Consider the following 19155-nt stretch of genomic DNA (forward strand, 5'->3'; position numbering starts at 1 on the left):
TGGCCGCCGCATATCAGCGCCTTAGTCGGAGCACTCGTCGTTCATGTCCCAGGGCTGATTGGCGGACGCGTAGTCAGCCGATGCCTGCTCGACCAACGGGTCGATGACCGATCGGTCGGCTTCGATCAGGTCCGAGACCTTGACGAATTTCGCGCCGTCCCACTCGACCATCCATGCGGAAGCGTGGCCCGTGTGGTTCGAACAGCTCATGGCGAAGGGCGCCATCATCTCTCCGATGCCGAGCTCGGCCAGGCGCGCCTCGTCGAGATTGACGTTTTCGAGACCCTTGCGAAGCTGCTCGCGGTCGATCATCGGCGTGCCGGCTTCTTCCTGCGCGGCCTCCACCGCCTCGGCAAGGATGACCGACATCAGGATACCGCGCTGGTAGGCGGTCGAATCGAATTCGCCCGCGCTCTGGTTGAGCTGCGACTTTCCAGCGTCGACCACATGCGTCTTCACATCCTGCATCAGGCTCGATTCGGAGTGGGCGAAGTTCCACGACAGGGCGCGGAAGCCCTTGCCCTGTTCACCGACGAGATTGAGGTCGGGTTCGTGCGCGCCCCACCACACCGACACGAACTGCTCCATCGGATAGCGCGTCTTGACCGCTTCCGTGATCGCGCCGGCATTCATCGCGCCCCAGCCCCACATGATGACGTAGTCGGGTCGCTCGCGGCGGATCTGGAGCCATTGCGCGGACTGGTTCTGCATTTCCGTCAGGCCGACGGGGATCGGCAGCAGCGTGAAGCCGTGCGTTTCGGCAAGCTGTTCGAGAAGCGGGATCGGCTCCTTGCCGTAGGGATGGTCGAGATGCAGGAAGGCGATCTTCTGGCCGTTGAGATTGTCGAGATTGCCGTCCGAAATACCTCGCATAATCATCGACGCACCGTCCCAGTAGGAGGTCGGTGGGTTGAAGGCCCATTTGAACGTCCTGCCGTCCTGCATGGCCGAAAAGCCGTAGCCGGGGGCATACATCGGAATTTCATCGACATTGGTGCGCGGCAACACCTGAAGCGTGATGCCGGTCGACCAGGGCTGCGTGACGAGCGCGCCTTCCGACGTCAGCTTCTCGTAGCACTCGACACCCTTTTCGGTGTTGTAACCGGTCTCGCATTCCTCGAAGGCGATGCGAACGCCGCCGATGCCGCCGTCGCGCTCGTTCAGCATGGTCATGTAGTCGAGCTGGCCGTTCATATGCGGCGTGCCGGTCGCGGCGAAGGGTCCGGTGCGGTACGACATGTTGGGCAGTTTCAGCGTGTCCTGCGCCAAGGCGGGGGCTGCGAAACCGACCGCGACGATGCCGGCCATCAGGGCCGTCGTATATTTCAGTCTCATGCTCTTTCCTCCACTTCGCCCGTTTCCACCGGGCTTTGCCTTAATGAAATCCCGCACTCCTCAATGCGGGAACGGCCAGATGATCAGTTTTTCGCGGATCACGGCCCAAAAACGCGCCAGCCCGTGCGGCTCGATGATCAGGAAGCCGATGATCAGCGCGCCGATGATCATGGTGTTCAAATGCTCGACCATGGCCGAGGAGATCGGAATGCCGAATGCGGCAGGTACCGAATTGATGATGACGGGCAGGGCGACGATCAGGATCGCGCCGAGATAGTTGCCCATTATCGAGCCCAGCCCGCCGATGATCGCGATGAAGAGCACGCGGAACGACAACTGGATGTCGAACAGATCGGCCTCAGCCGCGCCGCGCCACAAAAAGACAAACATCGCGCCGGCGATGCCGACGATGTAGGACGAAACGAAGAACGCCGAGAGCTTCGCCTTCATCAAATTGATGCCGACGAGTTCTGCCGCGATGTCCATGTCGCGCACGGCCTTCCAAGTCCGCCCGATGCGTCCACGTGTGATGTTGATGGCGAAAAGCGTAACGACGCAGACGATGCACAAAACGACGTAGTACTGCGTCAGCGCCGAGGCGCGCGCGCCGGTCACGGTCACGCCCAACATCTGCGTGTTCGGCACTTGGATCGCTCCCGATGCGTTGTAATTGTAGAGCCAGCCCCATTTCTGGAATAGCCAGACAAGGAAGAACTGCGCGGCGAGCGTCGCGATGGCGAGATAGAACCCCTTGATCCTCAAGGACGGGAGGCCGAAGGCGACGCCGACCATGGCCGAGAAGAACCCGGATAGGGCGATCGCGACGAGGATATTCATCTCGGGAAAGATCGTGATGAGCTTGTAGCAGGCATAGGCGCCCACGCCCATGAACGCGCCGGTCCCGAGCGAAAGCTGGCCTGCATAGCCGGTCAAAATGTTCAGCCCGAGGGCTGCGAGCGCGTAGATCAACACCGGGATCAAAAGCGCGCGGAACGCAAAGTTGCTCGCCGTCAGCGGAAATACCACGAAGGCGACGACTAGGATGATGGCTAGCAGGATCGCATCCTGCCTGACGGGGAAGAGGGCGTAATCCGCCTTGTAGCTGGTCTTGTACTGGCCCGCGACGCGATAGAACATGTGCTTACACCCGCTCGATGATTTTTTCGCCGAACAGACCCTGCGGTCTGGCGAGCAGGACAAGAAGCGCCAGAATATAGGCGAACCAGGCTTCCGTATTGCCGCCGAGAAGCGGCTGGCCCCAATAGATTTCGAAAACCTTTTCGAGGATGCCGATGGCAAGGCCAGCGACGATCGCACCGGTCACGCTTTCCAGCCCGCCCAGCATCAGCACCGGCAAGGCTTTCAGCGCGATCACCTCCAGCGCGAATGAGACGCCCGCCCGGGCGCCCCACGCGATGCCCGTCGCCAGTGCGATGATGCCTGCGATGAACCAGACGATGACCCAGATAGTCGACAGCGAGATGCCGACCGAAAGCGCGGCCTGATGGTCGTCGCCGAGTGCGCGGATCGCGCGGCCCATGCGCGACTTGTTGAGAAAGACGAGAAGCAGCGCCACGAGCGCCACCGCGCCGACGACGGCGGTCACGTCGCGCTGCTCGATGGAGACGAAGCCGCCGAAAGGCTCCAGCATCCAGCTTCCCGTGGGAATGTAGAGTTCGCTGGTGATCATCCGCTTGTTCTCGCCGCCGAAGATCGTCTCGCCGAGACCGATCAGGAACAGCGTGATGCCGATCGTCGCCATGAACAGGATAATGTCGGGCTGGTTGACGAGCGGGCGCAGCACGACCCGCTCGATGGTGACGGCGAGCACGAACATGACGGCGAGCGTGAGGATCACCGCAAGCAGAGCCGGCACGCCCATCTGGTAGAGGCCGACGAGCGTCAACGCCGCGAAGACGACCATGATGCCCTGCGCGAAGTTGAAAATGCGCGAGGATTTGTAGATCAGCACGAAGCCGAGCGCGATCAACGCGTAAAGCACGCCCGAGACCAGCCCTTCCCAGACGACCTGAATGAGGAAATCGGGCGCGGCCGCCATGTCGGCGAAGGGCGCCACGAAGATCGAATGCAAGCTTTCCATTATCCCCTCCCGATCAATGCGGCACGCCGAGATAGGCGTCGATCACGGCCTGATTGGCCTTGACCTCGTCCGGCGGCCCGTCGGCGATTTTCTTGCCGTAGTCGAGCACCACCACCCGATCCGACAAATCCATGACGACGCCCATATCGTGCTCGATCAGCGCGATGGTCGTTCCGCGCTGCTGGTTCACGTCGAGGATGAAGCGGCTCATGTCCTCTTTCTCCTCCAGGTTCATTCCGGCCATCGGCTCGTCGAGAAGAAGGAGCGACGGCTCCATCGCGAGCGCGCGGCCAAGCTCGACGCGCTTTTGCAGGCCGTAGGGCAGCTTGCCGACCGGCGTATGCCTGATGTGCTCGATTTCGAGGAAGTCGATGATTTCCTCGACCTTTTCGCGATGCTGGATTTCCTCGGCGAGCGCGGGTCCGTGCCACAGCATCTGCCACAATATGTTGCGCTTCATCAGCACCGACCGGCCAGCCATGATGTTGTCGAGCGTTGACATGCCCTTGAACAGCGCGACGTTCTGGAAGGTGCGCGCGATGCCCTGCCGCACGGCATGGTGCGGCTTCATCGCGCGGCGCGTCTGGCCGCGAAAGGTGATGGTGCCGACCTGCGGCGTATAGAAGCCATTGATGACGTTGAGCATCGACGTCTTGCCCGCGCCATTCGGGCCGATGATGGCGCGGATTTCGCCTTTGCGGACGTCGAACGAGATGTCGGTGATCGCCTTGACCCCGCCAAAGGCGAGCGAGACGTTCTTGACGTCCATCAAAAGGGCACCCTTGGCAATGCCGTCGTCTTCGGGCGCGACGATCAGATCGTGGTCGGGATGCGCGTTCATTCGGCAGCCTCCCTGACTGGGTTGGCTGCACTGAACACCGGAACGTCGACGATCTTCACCGTGGCGCGGATGCGGCCCTTGCGCCCGTCTTCATAGGTCACTTCCGTCTCGACGAACTTTTCGGGCGAGCCGTCGTAGAGCGCCTCGATCAACCCGTCGTAACGCTCGGCCACGAAGGACCGGCGAACCTTTTGCGTGCGGGTCAACTCGCCGTCGTCGGCGTCGAGTTCTTTGTGCAGGATGAGGAAGCGCCGGATCTGTGCGGCCGCCATCATCGGCTCCTGCGACAGACGCCGGTTCGTCTCCTCCACATTCGCCGCGATCATCTCATAGACCTGCGGATGGCCGGCAAGTTCCTGATAGGAGGCGTAGGCGATGTTGTTGCGCTCGGCCCAGTTGCCGACGGCCTGAAGATCGATATTGACGAAGGCGGCGGCAAAGTCGCGCCCGTCGCCATAGGCGACCGCTTCCTTGATGTTGGGGAAGAATTTCAGCATGTTTTCAAGGTATTTGGGTGCGAACAGTGCGCCTGAGGCAAGCTTGCCGACATCCTTGGCGCGGTCGATGATCTTGAGCTGGCCGTCCGTATCGAAAAAGCCCGCGTCGCCGGTCTTCACATAGCCGTCCGGCGTCATCGCTTCCGCCGTCTTTTCGTCTTCGAGATAATAGCCGGAGAACATGCCGGGCGAGCGGAACTGCACTTCGCCATCCTCAGAAATGCGGATGTCGACATTGGGCGCGGGCGGGCCGACCGTATCGGAGCGGACTTCGCCGTCCTTCTGGCAGGTCACGTAAAGAAACGCTTCCGTCTGCCCGTAAAGCTGCTTCAGGTTCACGCCGAGCGAGCGGAAATAAGAGAACAGGTCCGAACCGATCGCTTCGCCGGCCGTGTAGGCGACGCGGATGTTCGACAGGCCGAGCACGTTCTTCAGCGGCCCATAGACGAGCATGTTTCCAAGCGCGTAGGACAGCCGCGCGCCAAGCGGCACGCTGCGCCCTTCGAGGATCGCCTCGCCGTGTCTGCGGGCCACTTCGATAAAGTGCCGATACATTGCGCGTTTGAGACGACCGGCGTCCTCCATGCGAATCGTAACGGAGGTCAAAAGCCCTTCGAAGACGCGCGGCGGCGCGAAATAGAAGGTCGGGGCAAGCTCGCGCAAATCCTGCGCGACGGTCTGGCTGCTTTCCGGGCATGCCATGGTGAAGCCCGAGACGTAGCCCTGCGCGTAGTTCAGATAATGATCGCCGACCCAGGCGAGCGGCAGATAGGCGAGGACGCTGTCCTTTTCGGTCAGTCCATCGAAGGCGACCGTGTCCTGCGCGGCCTTCACCGCATTCTTCGCCTTCAGCATCACGCCCTTGGAGCGGCCTGTCGTGCCGGAGGTGTAGAGCATGATCGAGATATCGTCGCCGGAAGCCGCGCTGATGGCGTCTTCCCATGCCTTCGCGCGGCCATCATCGGCCTCCTGCACGCGCCAGCCTATCTCCTGCAGGTCGGCGAAATCGTGAAGCGCGGCGCGGTCATAGTCGGCAAGGCCGCGCGGCTCGTCATAGATGGTGGCGACGAGGTCGGTCAGCTTGTCGGCGAAGCTTGCCAGCTTGTCGACCTGCTCCTGATCCTGCACGACCGCGAAGCGCACGCCCGCATGGGACAAAACGTAGGAAAGTTCTTCGGCAACGGCATCGGCATAGACCGGGACAGGCACGCCGCCGAGCGATTGGACCGCGCAAACCGCCCAGTAGAGACGCGGCCGGTTGGCGCCGACAATCGCGACCTTGTCGCCGTGTCGGCAGCCGAGTTCGGCAAGACCGATCGCGAAATCGCGTATCTCGTCCCGTTGCTGCGACCAGGTCCAGCTTTGCCAGATGCCACGATCCTTGTGGCGCATAGCCCATCGCGATCCGAACATCTGTGCATTGCGCAGCAGATATTTCGGGAACGTATCGGGCAAGGCGTGTGCCTCGGCCAACTTCTGCTCCTCCCGGACCGCCGCCCGCTCCTCAGCGGCAGGCTTCAAACGGTCCCGTCATTGTCGGACCTGAATCGAACGTCCTGCACGTGCAGGCTCCTCTCGTTCGAAACCATCCTTGCGATGAAGTTTCCACGAATCACGATGGCGGGCAATACGGGCCTTGACAGACAGCGCATGGAATAGTCTGTTGGATCGGCAGCGCGTCTGCGCTCCAATCCCCACATTGTTGAATTTCACGCGCCGTAATCGGCCAGCGCCTCGACGTCGAGCGGGCGGATCGTGCCAGCGCCTAGTGCGATCAGTCCTTCATCGGCAAGTTCAGCGAGGCATCGGTTCGCCACCTGTCGCGACACGCTGGCCAGCAGACCGACCTCTTCCTGCGTGATTTCGATGATCTCGCCGACGCGGGGGCTCAGCACCGGATTGCAGATCCATGACAGGTTTCGCGCCACCCGCGCTTTCGCATCGAAGGAGCGGTCGTGCTCGGTGATCGCGATGAACTGGCCGAGCCGTTCGTTGAGCTGGCGCACGAGAAAGCGGTTGAAGCCGACGCTGTTTTCGCACAACCACACGAAGGTCGCGCGGGTCATCAGGTTGATGCGCGTGTCGCGCAGCGCGACGAGGTCGTATTTGCGCTCTTCGTTCTTGAGCATCGAGCCTTCGCCGAACCACCCGCCCGCACCGATGCCGGCGAAGGTGATCGCCTTTCCGGTGCGCGCGATGGCGCTCATCTTGACGAGGCCGGTAACGACACCCGTCCATGAGTCAAGCCGGTCGCCACGATGGCAGATATAGGCGCCTTTCGCGTAGCCGCGCTCGCTCATGCCGCGCGCGGCGCGCTCGACCTCTTCGTCGGTCAGTTCACCGGCCCAGATTTCGCTTCTTACCTGATCGATCCGTCCTGCCATCGTCCCTTCCAGCCATTTGTGACTTGCAAAGACGATGGGTTCGCAGAAGCGAAGTCAAGCCCGTGGCCTATTTCTCGAGTGCAGCGACGCCGGGCAGTTCCTTGCCTTCCATCCATTCCAGAAATGCGCCGCCGGCCGTCGAGACATAGGTGAAGTCTCCGGCCACGCCCGCCTGGTTCAGCGCTGCAACCGTGTCGCCACCGCCGGCGACCGAAACGAGATTTCCTGCCTTCGTTTCCTTTGCAGCGAAACGGGCTGCGGTCATCGTCGCCTTGTCGAAAGGCTCGATCTCGAACGCACCGAGCGGCCCGTTCCAGACCAGCGTCTTCGCGCGACCGATCCATTCGGCGATTTTCTCAACGGTCTGCGGGCCTGCATCGAGGATCATCGCATCGTCGGGCACCCGATCGACAGGCACCACTTCGCTTGCCGCACCCGCCTTGAACTCACGCGCGATAACGGCATCGACCGGCAGGACGATGGCGCAGCCGGCGCTCGCGGCTTCGGTCATGATCGTTTTCGCGGTTGCGGCCAGATCATGCTCGCACAGCGACTTGCCGACTTTCGTGCCGCGCGCGGCCAAAAACGTGTTGGCCATACCGCCGCCGATGACGACGGCATCGACCTTTTTCACGAGGTTGAGCAAAAGGTCGATCTTGGTCGACACCTTCGCGCCGCCGACGATGGCGACGACCGGCTTTTGTGGCTTTCCGAGACCTTTTTCCAGCGCTTCCAGCTCTTCCTGCATGGTGCGGCCGGCATAGGACGGCAGCAAGCGCGCAAGCCCTTCAGTCGAAGCATGCGCCCGATGCGCTGCCGAGAACGCGTCGTTGACGTAAAGATCGCCATTTGCGGCCAGTGCCTTGGCGAACTCGGCGTCGTTCTTTTCCTCGCCCTTGTGGAAACGGGTGTTTTCCAGAAGCAGAACGTCGCCATCCTTCATCACGGAGACGGCCTTTTCGGCGGCGGGGCCGATACAGTCGTCGGCGAAGGCGACCTCGTGTTTGATGGCGTCAGCGACGCCTTGCCCGATCGGTCGAAGCGACATGCCCTTGACGACTTCGCCCTTCGGACGGGCGAAATGGGCGAGCAGAATGACTTTACCGCCCTTTTTGGACAATTCCCTGATCGTCGGCGCGACGCGCTCGATACGGGTCGCGTCCGAGATCGTGCCGTCATCGTTCAGTGGCACGTTGAGGTCGACACGGACGAGGACGCGCTTGCCGGCTGCGTCGATGTCGTCGAGGGTGCGAAAGCTCATGCGGTTTCTCCGTGGCGGTCAAAGCCGCTCGAAAAGCGTGGGATAATCGAGGACGATACCGTCCTCGTTGACCGGCAGGTCGGCAGCAAAAGTGCGGTCGGCCGCCTCGTAGCGATAGAGACTGGCATCTTCGAGGCAGGTGTAGTTTTGGCCGTCGACGAACGGTTCGAGCGTGTCGAACGGCACATAGATCATCGAGAGCGGGACGGTCCCGGTATCGCGCCCAAGCGCCAACCGGCGGATCGGCAGCGTGTTGGTGAAGGGCGTGACGGACAGATCGATGTCGATGCAGCCGTCAAACTGAGGCAATTGCAGGCCCGACGCATCGCGCCAGTGGCCTTTGCCGTCGCCGCTGATGGCAAGCGAGCGCCCATCCGTGGTTTCGATATGGAATGAGCGAACCGTCCAGCCCGCATCGCATTCGATGCGGTAGCGCGCGCCGAATGCCGTGCCACCAAATTCACCGACCACGACGCTTGTGGCGGTGACGCCGCCGCCGGCAGGCGACAGCGTCAGATGTTCCAGTCCCGCGCCCCCAAGCGGACGCCAGCGAATTGTTCGCGTGGCGAGGGCGCGGAACATGTCGCTTAGATGAGCTTGCCGAAGGCGACGGCCGTGTCGCTCATGCGGTTGGAGAAGCCCCATTCATTGTCGTACCAGGTGAGGATGCGCACGAAAGTGCCGTCCAGAACCTTTGTCTGGTCGAGCGCGAAGATCGAGGAATGCGGATCGTGGTTGAAGTCGATCGACACGTTCGGATCGGTGGTGAAGCCCAGAACGCCTTTTAGGCGGCCATTGGCAGCAGCCTTGATCGCTTCGTTGATTTCCTGAACCGTCGTGGCGCGCTTGGCGACAAATTTGAGATCGACGACCGAGACGTTGGGGGTCGGCACGCGGATCGACGAGCCATCGAGCTTGCCGTTGAGTTCGGGCAGCACGAGGCCGACAGCCTTGGCCGCGCCGGTCGAGGTCGGGATCATGGAAAGGGCCGCCGCGCGGGCGCGGTAAAGGTCCTTGTGCATCGTGTCGAGCGTCGGCTGGTCGCCGGTATAGGAGTGGATCGTCGTCATGAAGCCGTGGTCGATGCCGATGGCCTCGTTCAGCACCTGCGCGACCGGCGCAAGGCAGTTGGTCGTGCACGAGGCGTTCGAAATGACCATGTGGTCCTTCGTCAGCTTGTCGTGGTTGACGCCGTAGACGACGGTCAGGTCGGCATTGTCAGCCGGTGCCGAGACGATGACGCGCTTGGCACCTGCTTCCAGATGCGCCGACGCCTTTTCCTTCGAAGTGAAGATGCCGGTGCATTCGAGCGCGATGTCGACGCCCTCTTCCTTCCACGGCAGTTCGGCCGGGTTGCGCGCCGCATGAACCTTGATCGGTCCGCGACCGGCGTCGATGGCGTCGCCGACGACCTTCACTTCGCCCGGAAAGCGTCCATGGACGGAATCGTAGCGCATCAAATGCGCGTTGGTCTCGACCGGGCCGAGATCGTTGATCGCGACGACCTCGATGTCGGTGCGGCCCGATTCGTAGATCGCGCGCAGAACGTTGCGGCCGATGCGGCCAAAACCGTTGATGGCAACTCTCACAGTCATTCGCTGTCTCCCGGGAGAAATGAAGTCTTGGGTGCCGTGTCTTAGCCAGCCATGCCGACAGAATCCAGCACCAGACATGCGAAAAGGGCAGGTGCAGGACCCGCCCTTTCCAACTTAATCGGTTTTATTTTCTCAGGCCTTCGAAAGTGCGGCTTCGATGGCTGCGACCGTCGCCTCCGGCGTGATGCCGAAATGCTTATAAAGCTTCTCGTAGGGACCGGACGCGCCGAAGGACGACATGCCGATGAAAATACCGTCGGAGCCGATCAGGTGATCCCAACCCATGCGGATGCCTGCCTCGACGGCGACCTTGAGCGAGCCGTCACCGAGGATCGCGGTGCGATAATCCTCTTCCTGCTCTTCGAACAATTCGACGCACGGAACTGAGACGACGCGGGTCGGATGACCCTTGGCTTCGAGGATTTCGCGCGCCTTCATCGCGATCTCGACTTCGGAGCCCGATGCGAAGATCGTGACCTTGGCCGCAGCGCTCGCCGTGGCGAGTTCGTACGCGCCGAGCGAAGACAGATTGTCCTCATTGTGCTCGGTACGCAGCGTCGGCAGGTTCTGGCGGGTGAGGGCCAGCGTCGACGGGGTCGTCTCCGATTCCAGCGCGATCTGCCAGCATTCGGCCGTTTCGACCACATCTGCCGGACGGAAGACGTAATGGTTCGGGATCGCACGCAGGGCGGCAAGCTGCTCGACAGGTTGGTGCGTCGGACCGTCTTCGCCAAGCCCGATGGAATCGTGGGTCATGACGAAGATCGAGCGGATGCCCATCAGCGAAGCAAGGCGCATCGACGGGCGCGCATAGTCGGAAAAGACGAGGAACGTGCCGCCATAGGGGATGATGCCGCCATGCAGCGCCATGCCGTTCATCGCCGCGGCCATGCCGTGCTCGCGAATGCCGTAATGGAGGTAGCGGCCCGAAAAATCGATCGGCGTGATCGGCTTGGTCTGCGAGGTCTTGGTGTTGTTCGAGCCGGTGAGGTCGGCCGAGCCGCCGATCGTGTCCGGCATGAGGCCGTTGACGATCTCGAGCGCCATTTCCGACGCCTTGCGGGTGGCGACCTTCGGCTTATCGGCCGACAGCTTCTTCTTGTAGTCGACGATGGCCGCGTCGAGGCCATCGGGCAGTTCGCCGCGCATGCGCCGCTCAAATTCGCCGCGCTTTTCGGCATCCCCCTTGCCGAGACGCTCTTCCCAGCCCTTCTTCGCCTTTGCGGCGTTGAGACCGGCCAGACGCCATGCGTCGAGGATGTCCGAGGGCACGACGAAAGGTTCGTACTCCCAGCCGAGCGCCTTGCGCGTTTCTGCGATCTCTTCTGCGCCGAGCGGCGAACCATGCGCCTTGTTGGTGCCGGCGCGGGTCGGCGCGCCGAAGCCGATCGTCGTTCTGAAGGCGATCAGCGTCGGGCGATCGGAGGTCTTGGCGCTTTCGAGCGCTGCGGCGATGGCCTCGGGGTCATGGCCGTCCGCCGACAGCGTGTTCCATCCCGATGCCTTGAAACGAGCGATCTGGTCAGTGGAATCGGCGAGTGAGACCGGACCGTCGATGGAGATATTGTTGTCGTCCCACATAACGATCAGCTTGTTCAGCTTCAGATGCCCGGCGAGCGAAATCGCCTCCTGGCTGATGCCCTCCATGAGGCAGCCATCGCCGACGAGCGTATAGGTGTGATGGTCGACGAGGTCGTCGCCGTAATGCGCGTTCAAGATGCGCTCCGCCATCGCCATGCCGACTGAATTGGCCAGACCCTGCCCGAGCGGGCCGGTCGTCGTCTCGATGCCGGCGGCGTGGCCATATTCGGGGTGGCCGGCGGTCTTGGAGCCGAGTTGGCGGAAATTCTCGATCTCTTCGATCGTGATGTCCTCGTAGCCGGTCAGATAGAGCAGCGAATACAAAAGCATCGAACCGTGGCCAGCCGACAGGACGAAGCGATCGCGGTCGGCCCATTTCGGGTTCTGCGGGTCGTATTTCAAAAAGCGCGTGAACAGGACGGTCGCGATATCGGCCGCGCCCATCGGCAGTCCGGGGTGGCCCGAATTGGCCTTTTCGACCGCATCCATGGAAAGGAAGCGGATCGCATTGGCCATGCGGTCGTGCTTGTCGCGTGTGGTCATGATCGCTCTGTCCTGCCGAAAAAGGGAGATTTATGGGCCATATGGCCGTCAGGCAGGGGACACATACGCGTTCGGAGCACGGAGTCAACGCCAAGCCGGCCTTGAAGATGACGGAATGACGGGGATAGTCGCGCGCTTCAGTTGACGGCCGATTCGCCTGACGCCTAATGTTTTTCGATTAAAGCGTTCTTGCGGCACAATGATTCGGTTGCGAGCCAGGGAACGGGAGCCATGTCCGGGGAAACCACGCTCAGAGAAGTCATCGGCCGTCTTGGGGCCGCCGTCGACGCGCTGGAAGGCGCGGTTTCGACGCGCCTTGATAATGACCAGGACTATCAGGAAGCCGACGCCGAAGTGCAGCGCATGAACGCGGACCGCACACGGCTCGCGCAGGAGCTCGATGCGTCCGAGGCGCGCGGCGAACGTCTCGAAGACGCCAACAAGGAAGTCTCACGCCGACTCGTGACCGCGATGGAGACCATTCGCGCCGTTTTGGACAGGTAGGGGAAGATGGCTCAAGTCACGGTAACGATTGACGGCAAAGCCTACCGGATGGCCTGCGACGAGGGGCAGGAAGAACATCTCGTCTCCCTTGCAACGCGCTTCGACCGCTACGTGTCGCATCTGAAGGATTCGTTCGGCGAGATCGGCGATCAGCGTCTGACCGTCATGGCCGGCATCATGGTCATGGACGAACTTGCCGAGTTGCAAAAGCGGGTCAAAGGGCTGGAAAGTGAGATCGGCACCTTGCGCAAGACGCGCGACGACGCGCTGACCAAGGCCGACAAGAACGACGCGGCACTGACCGGCGCATTGGCGGGTTTTGCCGAACGCGTCGAGGTTCTGGCCGATCGTCTCGCCGGGCGGCCGCGCCAAGTCTGATCAAAACCCCTGAAACAGCATGTCGAGTGCGGCGGTGATTTCGTCGCGGCTGCCGGAAATATTCGTCACTTTTTCACGCAGCGCGCTGACGGGAACTGCGAGCATCAACTGCGTGTAGAGTGCGTAACGCTTGCCGGCAATGTCGATGATAGGGTTCAGTTTCTTCAGCGCTGTGCGATCGGCACGTTCAGGCAAAAGCGGTATCGCCATGCGCGTATCGAGGGCATCGAAGACGTCAGACTGAATGCTGACGAGTAAATTGTCGGTTCCGCGCGGATCGCGATAGACGTCGTATCTCGCCATCAAAAACCGCGATATTCTGAGAACGGCAGACCGTTCTGCGCAAAATACCGATTGTTCTCATCGATCGCTTCGCGATTTTCTTCCAGCCACAATTGCGCCTTGCGAGCGCTGATCGCCTGCGTAAGGCCAGCATCAGCGGCGCGCGATATGTTCACGTTCAACTCTTTGGCTTCGGCGAGCAGGTCAACATCGATGGAAACATTGACCGATTTGCGGGGCGCACGAGTAAGCATGTGGAATTCTCCTGCGCATATTATATGCGCATTTTCCGTGCCTCGCAATCAGCCTCCGACTTCCTCGCGCAGCATCTCCAGTTCCAGCCACTCTTCCTCCATTCGCGCCAGATCGGCGCGGAGCGTGTCGAGCGTGGTGGCGGTTTTCGCGAAGCCATCCGGGTCGCGGGTATAGAAAGCGGCATCCGCCATCTTGGCTTCAAGTGCTGCGATCTTCCCGGTCGTCGCTTCCATCTCGCCGGGCAATTTTTCCAGAGCGAATTTCTGTTTGAATGAAAGCTTCTTCGATGAGGAGGTCGCGGTCTGTTTCGGCACCGCGACGGCGGATTTGTCCTTAGGCTCGCTCTTCGGCGTCTTCTGTGCGAACGCCTTGGTGCCGCGCTGCGTCAGCATGTCGGCATAGCCGCCGGCATATTCAATCCAGCGTCCATCGCTGTCGGGCGCGATGGTGCTCGTCACCGTGCGGTCGAGGAAATCGCGATCGTGGCTGACGAGGATGACCGTTCCGGGAAAACCGGCGACGAGTTCCTGCAGAAGATCGAGCGTTTCCATGTCGAGATCGTTGGTCGGCTCGTCGAGGACGAGCAGATTGGCGGGCCGTGCGAGCAATCGCGCCAGCACCAGTCGCGCCCGCTCGCCGCCCGACAGTTCGCGGATCGGCGTACGCGCCTGCTCCGGCTTGAACAGGAAATCCTTCATGTAGGAAACGACATGGCGCTCCTCGCCATTGACGACGACGCTGTCGCCGCGCCCGTCCGTCAAATAGTGGCTCAGCGTCTCATCGAGATCGAGATCGCGTTTCTGGTCGAGAGTGGCGATTTCCAGATTGACGCCGAGCCGTACGGTTCCGGCATCGGGGGAAAGTTCGCCGGTCAGCATTTTCAGGAGCGTTGTCTTGCCGGCACCGTTCGGACCGACGAGACCGATCCGGTCGCCGCGCTGCACCCGGATCGAGAAATCGGACACGATCCGGCGTTCGCCGAATGTCTTTGCGATCGATTTCGCCTCGATAACGAGCTTGCCGGACTCGGCGGCGTCGCTCGCCTGCAACGTTGCCTTGCCTTCGGCTCCGCGATGGTTGCGGAACTGACTGCGCATCGAATGTAATTCGCCCAGACGGCGCATGTTGCGCTTGCGCCGTGCGGAAACGCCGTAGCGCAGCCAGTGCTCCTCGCGCACGATCTGCCGGCCGAGCTTGTGCTGGTCGCGTTCTTCTTCCTCCAGAAGCTGGTCGCGCCATTCCTCGAAATGGGCAAAGCCCTTTTCCAGCCGCCGCGTCTGACCGCGATCGAGCCAGACGGTCGATTTCGAAACGCGCTCGAGAAAGCGTCGGTCGTGCGAAATGACGATAATCGCCGAGGTCGAGCGGACGAGTTCACCTTCGAGCCATTCGATCGTGGCGAGGTCGAGATGATTGGTAGGCTCGTCGAGAAGGAGAATGTCCGGTTGCGGCGCAAGAACGCGCGCAAGCGCTGCGCGCCGGGCCTCGCCGCCCGACAGGTTGCCGGGATCGGCGGACGGATCGAGATCGAGATTTTCGACCAGATAGGTGGCGCGATGCGGATCGTCCGCAGGCCCAAGGCCCGCTTCGACATAGCTAAGAACGGTCGAAAATCCCTCCATGTCCGGCACTTGCTTCAGATAGCGGATCGTAGCGGAAGGCTGGCGGAAGATTTCGCCGTCCTGTGCCTCGATGAGGCCGGCTGCGATCTTCAACAGCGTCGACTTGCCCGAGCCGTTGCGTCCGACAAGCGCGATGCGATCGCCTTCGCCGGCCACCAGAGATGCGCCATCGAGCAGCGGCGCGCCGCCGAACGTCAGTTTGATGCCATCAAGATTGAGGAGCGGTGGAGCCATTTATCAGGACCAGTCAGGCGGTGCCGAGCGGATGAGCGACGAGGATCGCACGGCCGCTCTGAAGGGAGACGGAGAGGTTGCCGACGACCTCGTTGGAGAGTGTGAGCGACGAGCCGAACGGCACATGGCGGGCCTCTAACGGCCAGCGCGCGCCTGTCAGCGTCAGCCCTTCGAGTTCGCTCATGGCCAGGACCGAAAAGAGCGTGCCGGGGGCGAAGTCGAAATTCTGCTCACGGTGTGCGAGAGGAATGCCCTCCTCGACCCCGGTCGTCAGCCGTACGTCGAGGCCGTCCTCAGATAACCGGATCGCGAGCGCGAGATGAAGAAAGGCATGGTCGGCACGCGGGCCGCCGAACGCGCCGACAAGCGTCAACGCCGTTGCGCCGCGCGCCAGCGCCGCTTCGACCGCGATTTCGCCGTCGGTCAAATCTTTCGCTGGGGGGAAGACTTCGCGCTCGATGTCGGGCAAGGCGGCGCTCAGCTTGGCATCGACGGAATCGAAATCCCCCGTCCACAATTCAGGGCGAAGGCCCAGGGCCGACGAATGACGCATGCCTGAATCCGCCGCAATCACGCGGCATCCGGCAATCTGTCGCGCTAGGCGATCGGTCGGCACGACCTCACCGCCAAGCAGGATCGCAAAATGTGTGGAAGGCGCATTCATGATGCGCCGTGTATCAAGACAAAGGCGATAGCGGAAGCGAGCCGGGAAAATTAGGCCGTCGCAGCCATTTCCGGGTTGCCGTCGACCAGCGCCGTGCGCAGCTTCTCTAGTGCGCGGCTTTCGATCTGGCGTACGCGCTCCTTCGAAATTCCGAGGCGCTCGCCAAGCGATTCAAGAGTTGCGCCGTCTTCACGCAGGCGGCGTTCGCGAATGATCTTCAGTTCGCGCGGATTGAGCGCCGTCAACGCACCGGACAGCCATTTGGTCCGCCGCTCGCCGTCGATCGTGTCGGTCACGACCTCGTCCGGCAATGGCGCGTCGGAGGGAAGGAGTGACATCCGATCGGAACTTCCCGACGAATCTTCCACGACCGGCGCGTTGAGAGACGTATCGGAACCGGAAAGGCGCGCGTCCATGATCGCCACGTCTGCCTCGTTGACGCCGAGCGCCAGAGCGACATGGCGATAAAGATCTGCGTTCGATATCAGTTCCGGGCCGCTTTGAAGCTTGGCGCGAAGACGGCGCAGATTGAAGAAAAGCGCCTTTTGCGCCGACGACGTTCCACCGCGCACGATCGACCAATTGCGCAGGATATAGTCCTGCATGGATGCCCTGATCCACCAGGTCGCATAGGTCGAGAACCGAACCTCGCGCTCCGGTTCGAACCGGGCGGCCGCTTCGAGCAGTCCGACATGGCCTTCCTGAATGAGATCGCTCATCGACAATCCGAAGTGCCGGAATTTCGAAGCCATGGAAATCACAAGGCGCATATGCGCGGTGGTGATCCTGTGCAGCGCCTGCTGGTCCCGGTTCTCCTTCCACTGGATCGCCAGTTCCAATTCCTCGTCGCGTTCGAGGTAGGGCGCCTTCATGGCCGCGCGGATCATCGACCTTCTAGAGCTGTTATCCATATCCGGCCGCTCCCGATTTTTTCAGCCTACCCTTGTCGTCGGTACGGCCTGCGCCAGATAGCGGATCATCGAGACGTTCCGTTCCGGCCGGTCATTACCGAGGAGATGCGCCATGGCGCGCCCGGGGACTGAACGCCGAATGCATCCTCAGGTTCCATAGCTGCCGTGAATTTGCCGCAATGCCGACAATGTCGCTTTCGGTTGAGCTTTTGTTTGGATGCCGCGATCGCTGGCATTTGAAACGAAAAGACCCGGCGCGATGGCCGGGTCTTTCGAAACGTTTGGGGAAGCTCCGCTTTATGCGGCTTCTTCCTGCTCGGTCTCGGTTTCTTCGTTGTCCGCCTTGGCGCCGCGCTTCGGGCCCTTGTTCAAGTTGAGCTCGATGAGGTGCACGGCCTCGGTCTCCGACACGCGGTTGACCGCGCCGATCTCGCGCGCCATGCGGTCGAGCGCAGCCTCATAAAGCTGACGTTCGGAATAGGACTGCTCGGGCTGGTTTTCAGCGCGGTAAAGGTCGCGAACGACTTCCGAAATGGAGATGAGGTCGCCCGAATTGATCTTCGCATCGTATTCCTGCGCACGGCGCGACCACATGGTGCGCTTTACGCGCGCGCGGCCCTGAACCACCTTGAGCGCACGATCGACATAGTCGGTCTCGGAGAGCTTGCGCATGCCGATCGACGTCGCCTTGGCGACCGGCACCTTGAGGCGCATCTTGTCTTTCTGGAAGTCGATGACGAAGAGTTCCAGCTTGTGGCCCGCAACTTCCTGCTCCTCGATCGCGGTGATCTGGCCGACGCCATGAGCGGGATAGACGATGTATTCGCCGGTCTTGAAACCTTGACGTGCCGCGGACTTCTTCTGTGGGGTTGCCATACGCCAGATACTCCCTGTTGCGATACCGGCCTCTTCAGGACCGGTCATCCGGAATGGCCGAACTTCGGCCAGCATGGTGTCGGGACAAATGCGGAGGTCCGTTCCGGGAGCAAAAGCGGCCAAGTCCACCCGAATGAGTTGACTGCGGCCCAGATCGCCCTGGTCCGTATATGATTCCGCCTCTCAGTGATTTGTGCGCTTGCGCAATGAATCGACGTTTGTCACCGGCATTTCGTAAATGTGTAACACAAAATGTGGACAGAATCAACCATTTGGACTAAGCGCCGCGCCGCGGCACCGCATCCCTTGCAAATGATTCGCTGCGCTGCGGCATGATGCCGCAAGCGTCTTTGGTCGAACGATACAAGATCGTCTCCAGGACAAACAAGGCGTTCATCACCTGGACGGAACGTCAGGTGCGTCCCGTTTCGATCATTTGCCGAATTAATCGCCCGTGCCGGGCTCCGGCGAGAAGTATTTCTCGAACTTGCCTTCTTCACCGTCGAACGTCTTGGCGTCTTCCGGCGGTTCCTTTTTAGCCGTGATGTTCGGCCATTTCTGGGCATATTCGGTGTTGATCTCGAGCCACTTGTCGAGGCCCGGTTCCGTATCCGGCTTGATCGCGTCGGCCGGGCATTCCGGTTCGCACACGCCGCAATCGATGCATTCGTCAGGATGGATGACGAGCATGTTGTCGCCTTCATAGAAGCAGTCGACGGGACATACCTCGATGCAGTCCATGTATTTGCATTTGATGCAATTGTCGGTGACGAGATAGGTCATCGTGCCGGCTCCGGCCTTCCAGGCGTCAAGTCTTATCGAGTGGTCAGGTAGCCGCTCGCTTGCCATGTGGCAAGAGGCGGCGAATGCGCCACAAAGGCGCGGAGCGGAATGGATTTCTACCCGCGACCTTCGAACCGATCGATCTCCCGGCGCTCGCGCTTCGTCGGTCGGCCCGTGCCCGGATCGCGTTCGGCAACCGGGGCATCAGTGGGCGGTCGCGCTTCCGAAGGCGGCGACAGGTCTTCGTAAAGCGTGCGCGCTTCTTCCGCCGGACCACGGCGCGTTCCCGGCAGCAACACTTTCAAAACGAGAATGCGCCGATCGAGCGTGATTGTCAGCACGTCGCCCGGCTTCACGTTCTGTGCCGCGTGATCGATCTTCTCGCGGTTGAGCCGGACCTTGCCGGCCTGAACGATCTTCGCCGCCAGCGAGCGCGACTTCACCGCGCGGGTGAAGAAGAGCCATTTATCGATGCGCTGGCGCGCGACGTCGGTCATTCCGAATGCCG

20 protein-coding genes are annotated in these 19155 nt (G+C 61.5%); 2 read left to right on the forward strand and 18 right to left on the reverse strand.

The features are described from left to right. Nucleotides 1-21: 21 nt before the first annotated feature. The 10 genes from ACX82Z_RS19800 to tkt all read right to left on the reverse strand — a co-directional run bounded on the left by ACX82Z_RS19800 (nt 22) and on the right by tkt (nt 12138). A complete protein-coding gene (locus ACX82Z_RS19800) occupies nt 22-1335 on the reverse strand; it encodes an ABC transporter substrate-binding protein (protein ID WP_459590808.1) in 1314 nt (437 codons plus the stop codon). A gap of 60 nt (nt 1336-1395) precedes the next feature. After that, on the reverse strand, nt 1396-2472 hold the full coding sequence (locus tag ACX82Z_RS19805) for a branched-chain amino acid ABC transporter permease (RefSeq protein ID WP_459590809.1): 1077 nt from the start codon (nt 2470-2472) through the stop codon (nt 1396-1398). 4 nt (nt 2473-2476) lie between these two features. Then, nucleotides 2477-3436: a branched-chain amino acid ABC transporter permease gene (locus ACX82Z_RS19810; RefSeq protein ID WP_459590810.1), complete on the reverse strand. Its 960-nt coding sequence runs from the start codon at nt 3434-3436 to the stop codon at nt 2477-2479. A 13-nt stretch (nt 3437-3449) separates the two neighbouring features. Further along, nucleotides 3450-4277 carry an ABC transporter ATP-binding protein gene (locus ACX82Z_RS19815; RefSeq protein ID WP_459590811.1) on the reverse strand — a complete coding sequence of 276 codons (828 nt, stop codon included), beginning with the start codon at nt 4275-4277 and terminating at the stop codon, nt 3450-3452. Beyond that, nucleotides 4274-6187, reverse strand: a complete 1914-nt coding sequence (locus tag ACX82Z_RS19820; protein ID WP_459911896.1) for an AMP-binding protein — start codon at nt 6185-6187, stop codon at nt 4274-4276. Before ACX82Z_RS19820 ends, ACX82Z_RS19815 begins: the two co-directional genes overlap by 4 nt. Nucleotides 6188-6483: 296 nt before the next feature. Continuing rightward, complete coding sequence (locus ACX82Z_RS19825) at nt 6484-7158, reverse strand: Crp/Fnr family transcriptional regulator (RefSeq protein ID WP_459590812.1); 675 nt, start codon at nt 7156-7158, stop codon at nt 6484-6486. Nucleotides 7159-7225: 67 nt separating this feature from the next. Continuing rightward, complete coding sequence (locus ACX82Z_RS19830) at nt 7226-8419, reverse strand: phosphoglycerate kinase (protein ID WP_459590813.1); 1194 nt, start codon at nt 8417-8419, stop codon at nt 7226-7228. Between the two features lie 18 nt (nt 8420-8437). After that, entirely contained in the window at nt 8438-9001 is a 564-nt protein-coding gene (locus tag ACX82Z_RS19835) for a putative glycolipid-binding domain-containing protein (protein WP_459590814.1), read from the reverse strand. A gap of 5 nt (nt 9002-9006) precedes the next feature. Continuing rightward, entirely contained in the window at nt 9007-10014 is a 1008-nt protein-coding gene (gene gap / locus ACX82Z_RS19840) for a type I glyceraldehyde-3-phosphate dehydrogenase (RefSeq protein WP_459590815.1), read from the reverse strand. Between the two features lie 132 nt (nt 10015-10146). Next, nucleotides 10147-12138, reverse strand: coding sequence for a transketolase (tkt, locus tag ACX82Z_RS19845; RefSeq protein ID WP_459590816.1), 1992 nt, complete (start codon nt 12136-12138; stop codon nt 10147-10149). A 231-nt stretch (nt 12139-12369) separates the two neighbouring features. On the opposite strand from tkt, the gene ACX82Z_RS19850 reads away from it, so the two are divergent. Together ACX82Z_RS19850 and ACX82Z_RS19855 are read left to right on the forward strand one after the other, a co-directional pair. Continuing rightward, nucleotides 12370-12642, forward strand: coding sequence for a DUF4164 domain-containing protein (locus ACX82Z_RS19850; RefSeq protein WP_459590817.1), 273 nt, complete (start codon nt 12370-12372; stop codon nt 12640-12642). 6 nt (nt 12643-12648) lie between these two features. Continuing rightward, entirely contained in the window at nt 12649-13020 is a 372-nt protein-coding gene (locus tag ACX82Z_RS19855) for a cell division protein ZapA (protein ID WP_459590818.1), read from the forward strand. Here the strand turns inward: ACX82Z_RS19855 and ACX82Z_RS19860 are convergent, their stop codons facing one another. The 8 genes from ACX82Z_RS19860 to ACX82Z_RS19895 form a co-directional block, all read right to left on the reverse strand. Continuing rightward, nucleotides 13021-13323, reverse strand: coding sequence for a CcdB family protein (locus ACX82Z_RS19860; protein WP_459590819.1), 303 nt, complete (start codon nt 13321-13323; stop codon nt 13021-13023). Beyond that, the gene (locus ACX82Z_RS19865; RefSeq protein WP_459590820.1) at nt 13323-13604 is read right to left on the reverse strand and encodes a type II toxin-antitoxin system CcdA family antitoxin; all 282 of its coding nucleotides are present in this window, start codon (nt 13602-13604) and stop codon (nt 13323-13325) included. The genes ACX82Z_RS19860 and ACX82Z_RS19865 overlap by 1 nt, the downstream gene beginning before the upstream one ends. Next, nucleotides 13605-15413: an ABC-F family ATP-binding cassette domain-containing protein gene (locus tag ACX82Z_RS19870; protein WP_459590821.1), complete on the reverse strand. Its 1809-nt coding sequence runs from the start codon at nt 15411-15413 to the stop codon at nt 13605-13607. It abuts the gene before it with no gap. Between the two features lie 13 nt (nt 15414-15426). After that, nucleotides 15427-16077, reverse strand: a complete 651-nt coding sequence (locus ACX82Z_RS19875; protein WP_459590822.1) for a thiamine diphosphokinase — start codon at nt 16075-16077, stop codon at nt 15427-15429. A 50-nt stretch (nt 16078-16127) separates the two neighbouring features. Then, on the reverse strand, nt 16128-16988 hold the full coding sequence (locus ACX82Z_RS19880) for an RNA polymerase factor sigma-32 (RefSeq protein WP_459590823.1): 861 nt from the start codon (nt 16986-16988) through the stop codon (nt 16128-16130). 297 nt (nt 16989-17285) lie between these two features. Next, nucleotides 17286-17864: a CarD family transcriptional regulator gene (locus ACX82Z_RS19885; protein WP_459590824.1), complete on the reverse strand. Its 579-nt coding sequence runs from the start codon at nt 17862-17864 to the stop codon at nt 17286-17288. Between the two features lie 444 nt (nt 17865-18308). Beyond that, nucleotides 18309-18647, reverse strand: a complete 339-nt coding sequence (gene fdxA / locus ACX82Z_RS19890; protein ID WP_459590825.1) for a ferredoxin FdxA — start codon at nt 18645-18647, stop codon at nt 18309-18311. A 116-nt stretch (nt 18648-18763) separates the two neighbouring features. Further along, the gene (locus ACX82Z_RS19895; protein WP_459590826.1) at nt 18764-19144 is read right to left on the reverse strand and encodes an RNA-binding S4 domain-containing protein; all 381 of its coding nucleotides are present in this window, start codon (nt 19142-19144) and stop codon (nt 18764-18766) included. Nucleotides 19145-19155 lie beyond the last annotated feature (11 nt).

This window comes from Aliihoeflea sp. PC F10.4 (genome assembly GCF_054612275.1).

Coding starts and splice junctions, on each gene's coding strand:
- ACX82Z_RS19820 (WP_459911896.1), bottom strand. CDS start 6,187: ATGTTCGGATCGCGATGGGCTATGCGCCACAAGGATCGTGGCATCTGG.
- tkt (WP_459590816.1), bottom strand. CDS start 12,138: ATGACCACACGCGACAAGCACGACCGCATGGCCAATGCGATCCGCTTC.
- ACX82Z_RS19815 (WP_459590811.1), bottom strand. CDS start 4,277: ATGAACGCGCATCCCGACCACGATCTGATCGTCGCGCCCGAAGACGAC.
- ACX82Z_RS19870 (WP_459590821.1), bottom strand. CDS start 15,413: ATGGCTCCACCGCTCCTCAATCTTGATGGCATCAAACTGACGTTCGGC.
- ACX82Z_RS19885 (WP_459590824.1), bottom strand. CDS start 17,864: ATGGCAACCCCACAGAAGAAGTCCGCGGCACGTCAAGGTTTCAAGACC.
- ACX82Z_RS19825 (WP_459590812.1), bottom strand. CDS start 7,158: ATGGCAGGACGGATCGATCAGGTAAGAAGCGAAATCTGGGCCGGTGAA.
- gap (WP_459590815.1), bottom strand. CDS start 10,014: ATGACTGTGAGAGTTGCCATCAACGGTTTTGGCCGCATCGGCCGCAAC.
- ACX82Z_RS19895 (WP_459590826.1), bottom strand. CDS start 19,144: ATGACCGACGTCGCGCGCCAGCGCATCGATAAATGGCTCTTCTTCACC.
- ACX82Z_RS19835 (WP_459590814.1), bottom strand. CDS start 9,001: ATGTTCCGCGCCCTCGCCACGCGAACAATTCGCTGGCGTCCGCTTGGG.
- ACX82Z_RS19800 (WP_459590808.1), bottom strand. CDS start 1,335: ATGAGACTGAAATATACGACGGCCCTGATGGCCGGCATCGTCGCGGTC.
- ACX82Z_RS19875 (WP_459590822.1), bottom strand. CDS start 16,077: ATGAATGCGCCTTCCACACATTTTGCGATCCTGCTTGGCGGTGAGGTC.
- ACX82Z_RS19860 (WP_459590819.1), bottom strand. CDS start 13,323: ATGGCGAGATACGACGTCTATCGCGATCCGCGCGGAACCGACAATTTA.
- ACX82Z_RS19880 (WP_459590823.1), bottom strand. CDS start 16,988: ATGGATAACAGCTCTAGAAGGTCGATGATCCGCGCGGCCATGAAGGCG.
- ACX82Z_RS19850 (WP_459590817.1), top strand. CDS start 12,370: ATGTCCGGGGAAACCACGCTCAGAGAAGTCATCGGCCGTCTTGGGGCC.
- ACX82Z_RS19830 (WP_459590813.1), bottom strand. CDS start 8,419: ATGAGCTTTCGCACCCTCGACGACATCGACGCAGCCGGCAAGCGCGTC.
- fdxA (WP_459590825.1), bottom strand. CDS start 18,647: ATGACCTATCTCGTCACCGACAATTGCATCAAATGCAAATACATGGAC.
- ACX82Z_RS19855 (WP_459590818.1), top strand. CDS start 12,649: ATGGCTCAAGTCACGGTAACGATTGACGGCAAAGCCTACCGGATGGCC.
- ACX82Z_RS19810 (WP_459590810.1), bottom strand. CDS start 3,436: ATGGAAAGCTTGCATTCGATCTTCGTGGCGCCCTTCGCCGACATGGCG.
- ACX82Z_RS19805 (WP_459590809.1), bottom strand. CDS start 2,472: ATGTTCTATCGCGTCGCGGGCCAGTACAAGACCAGCTACAAGGCGGAT.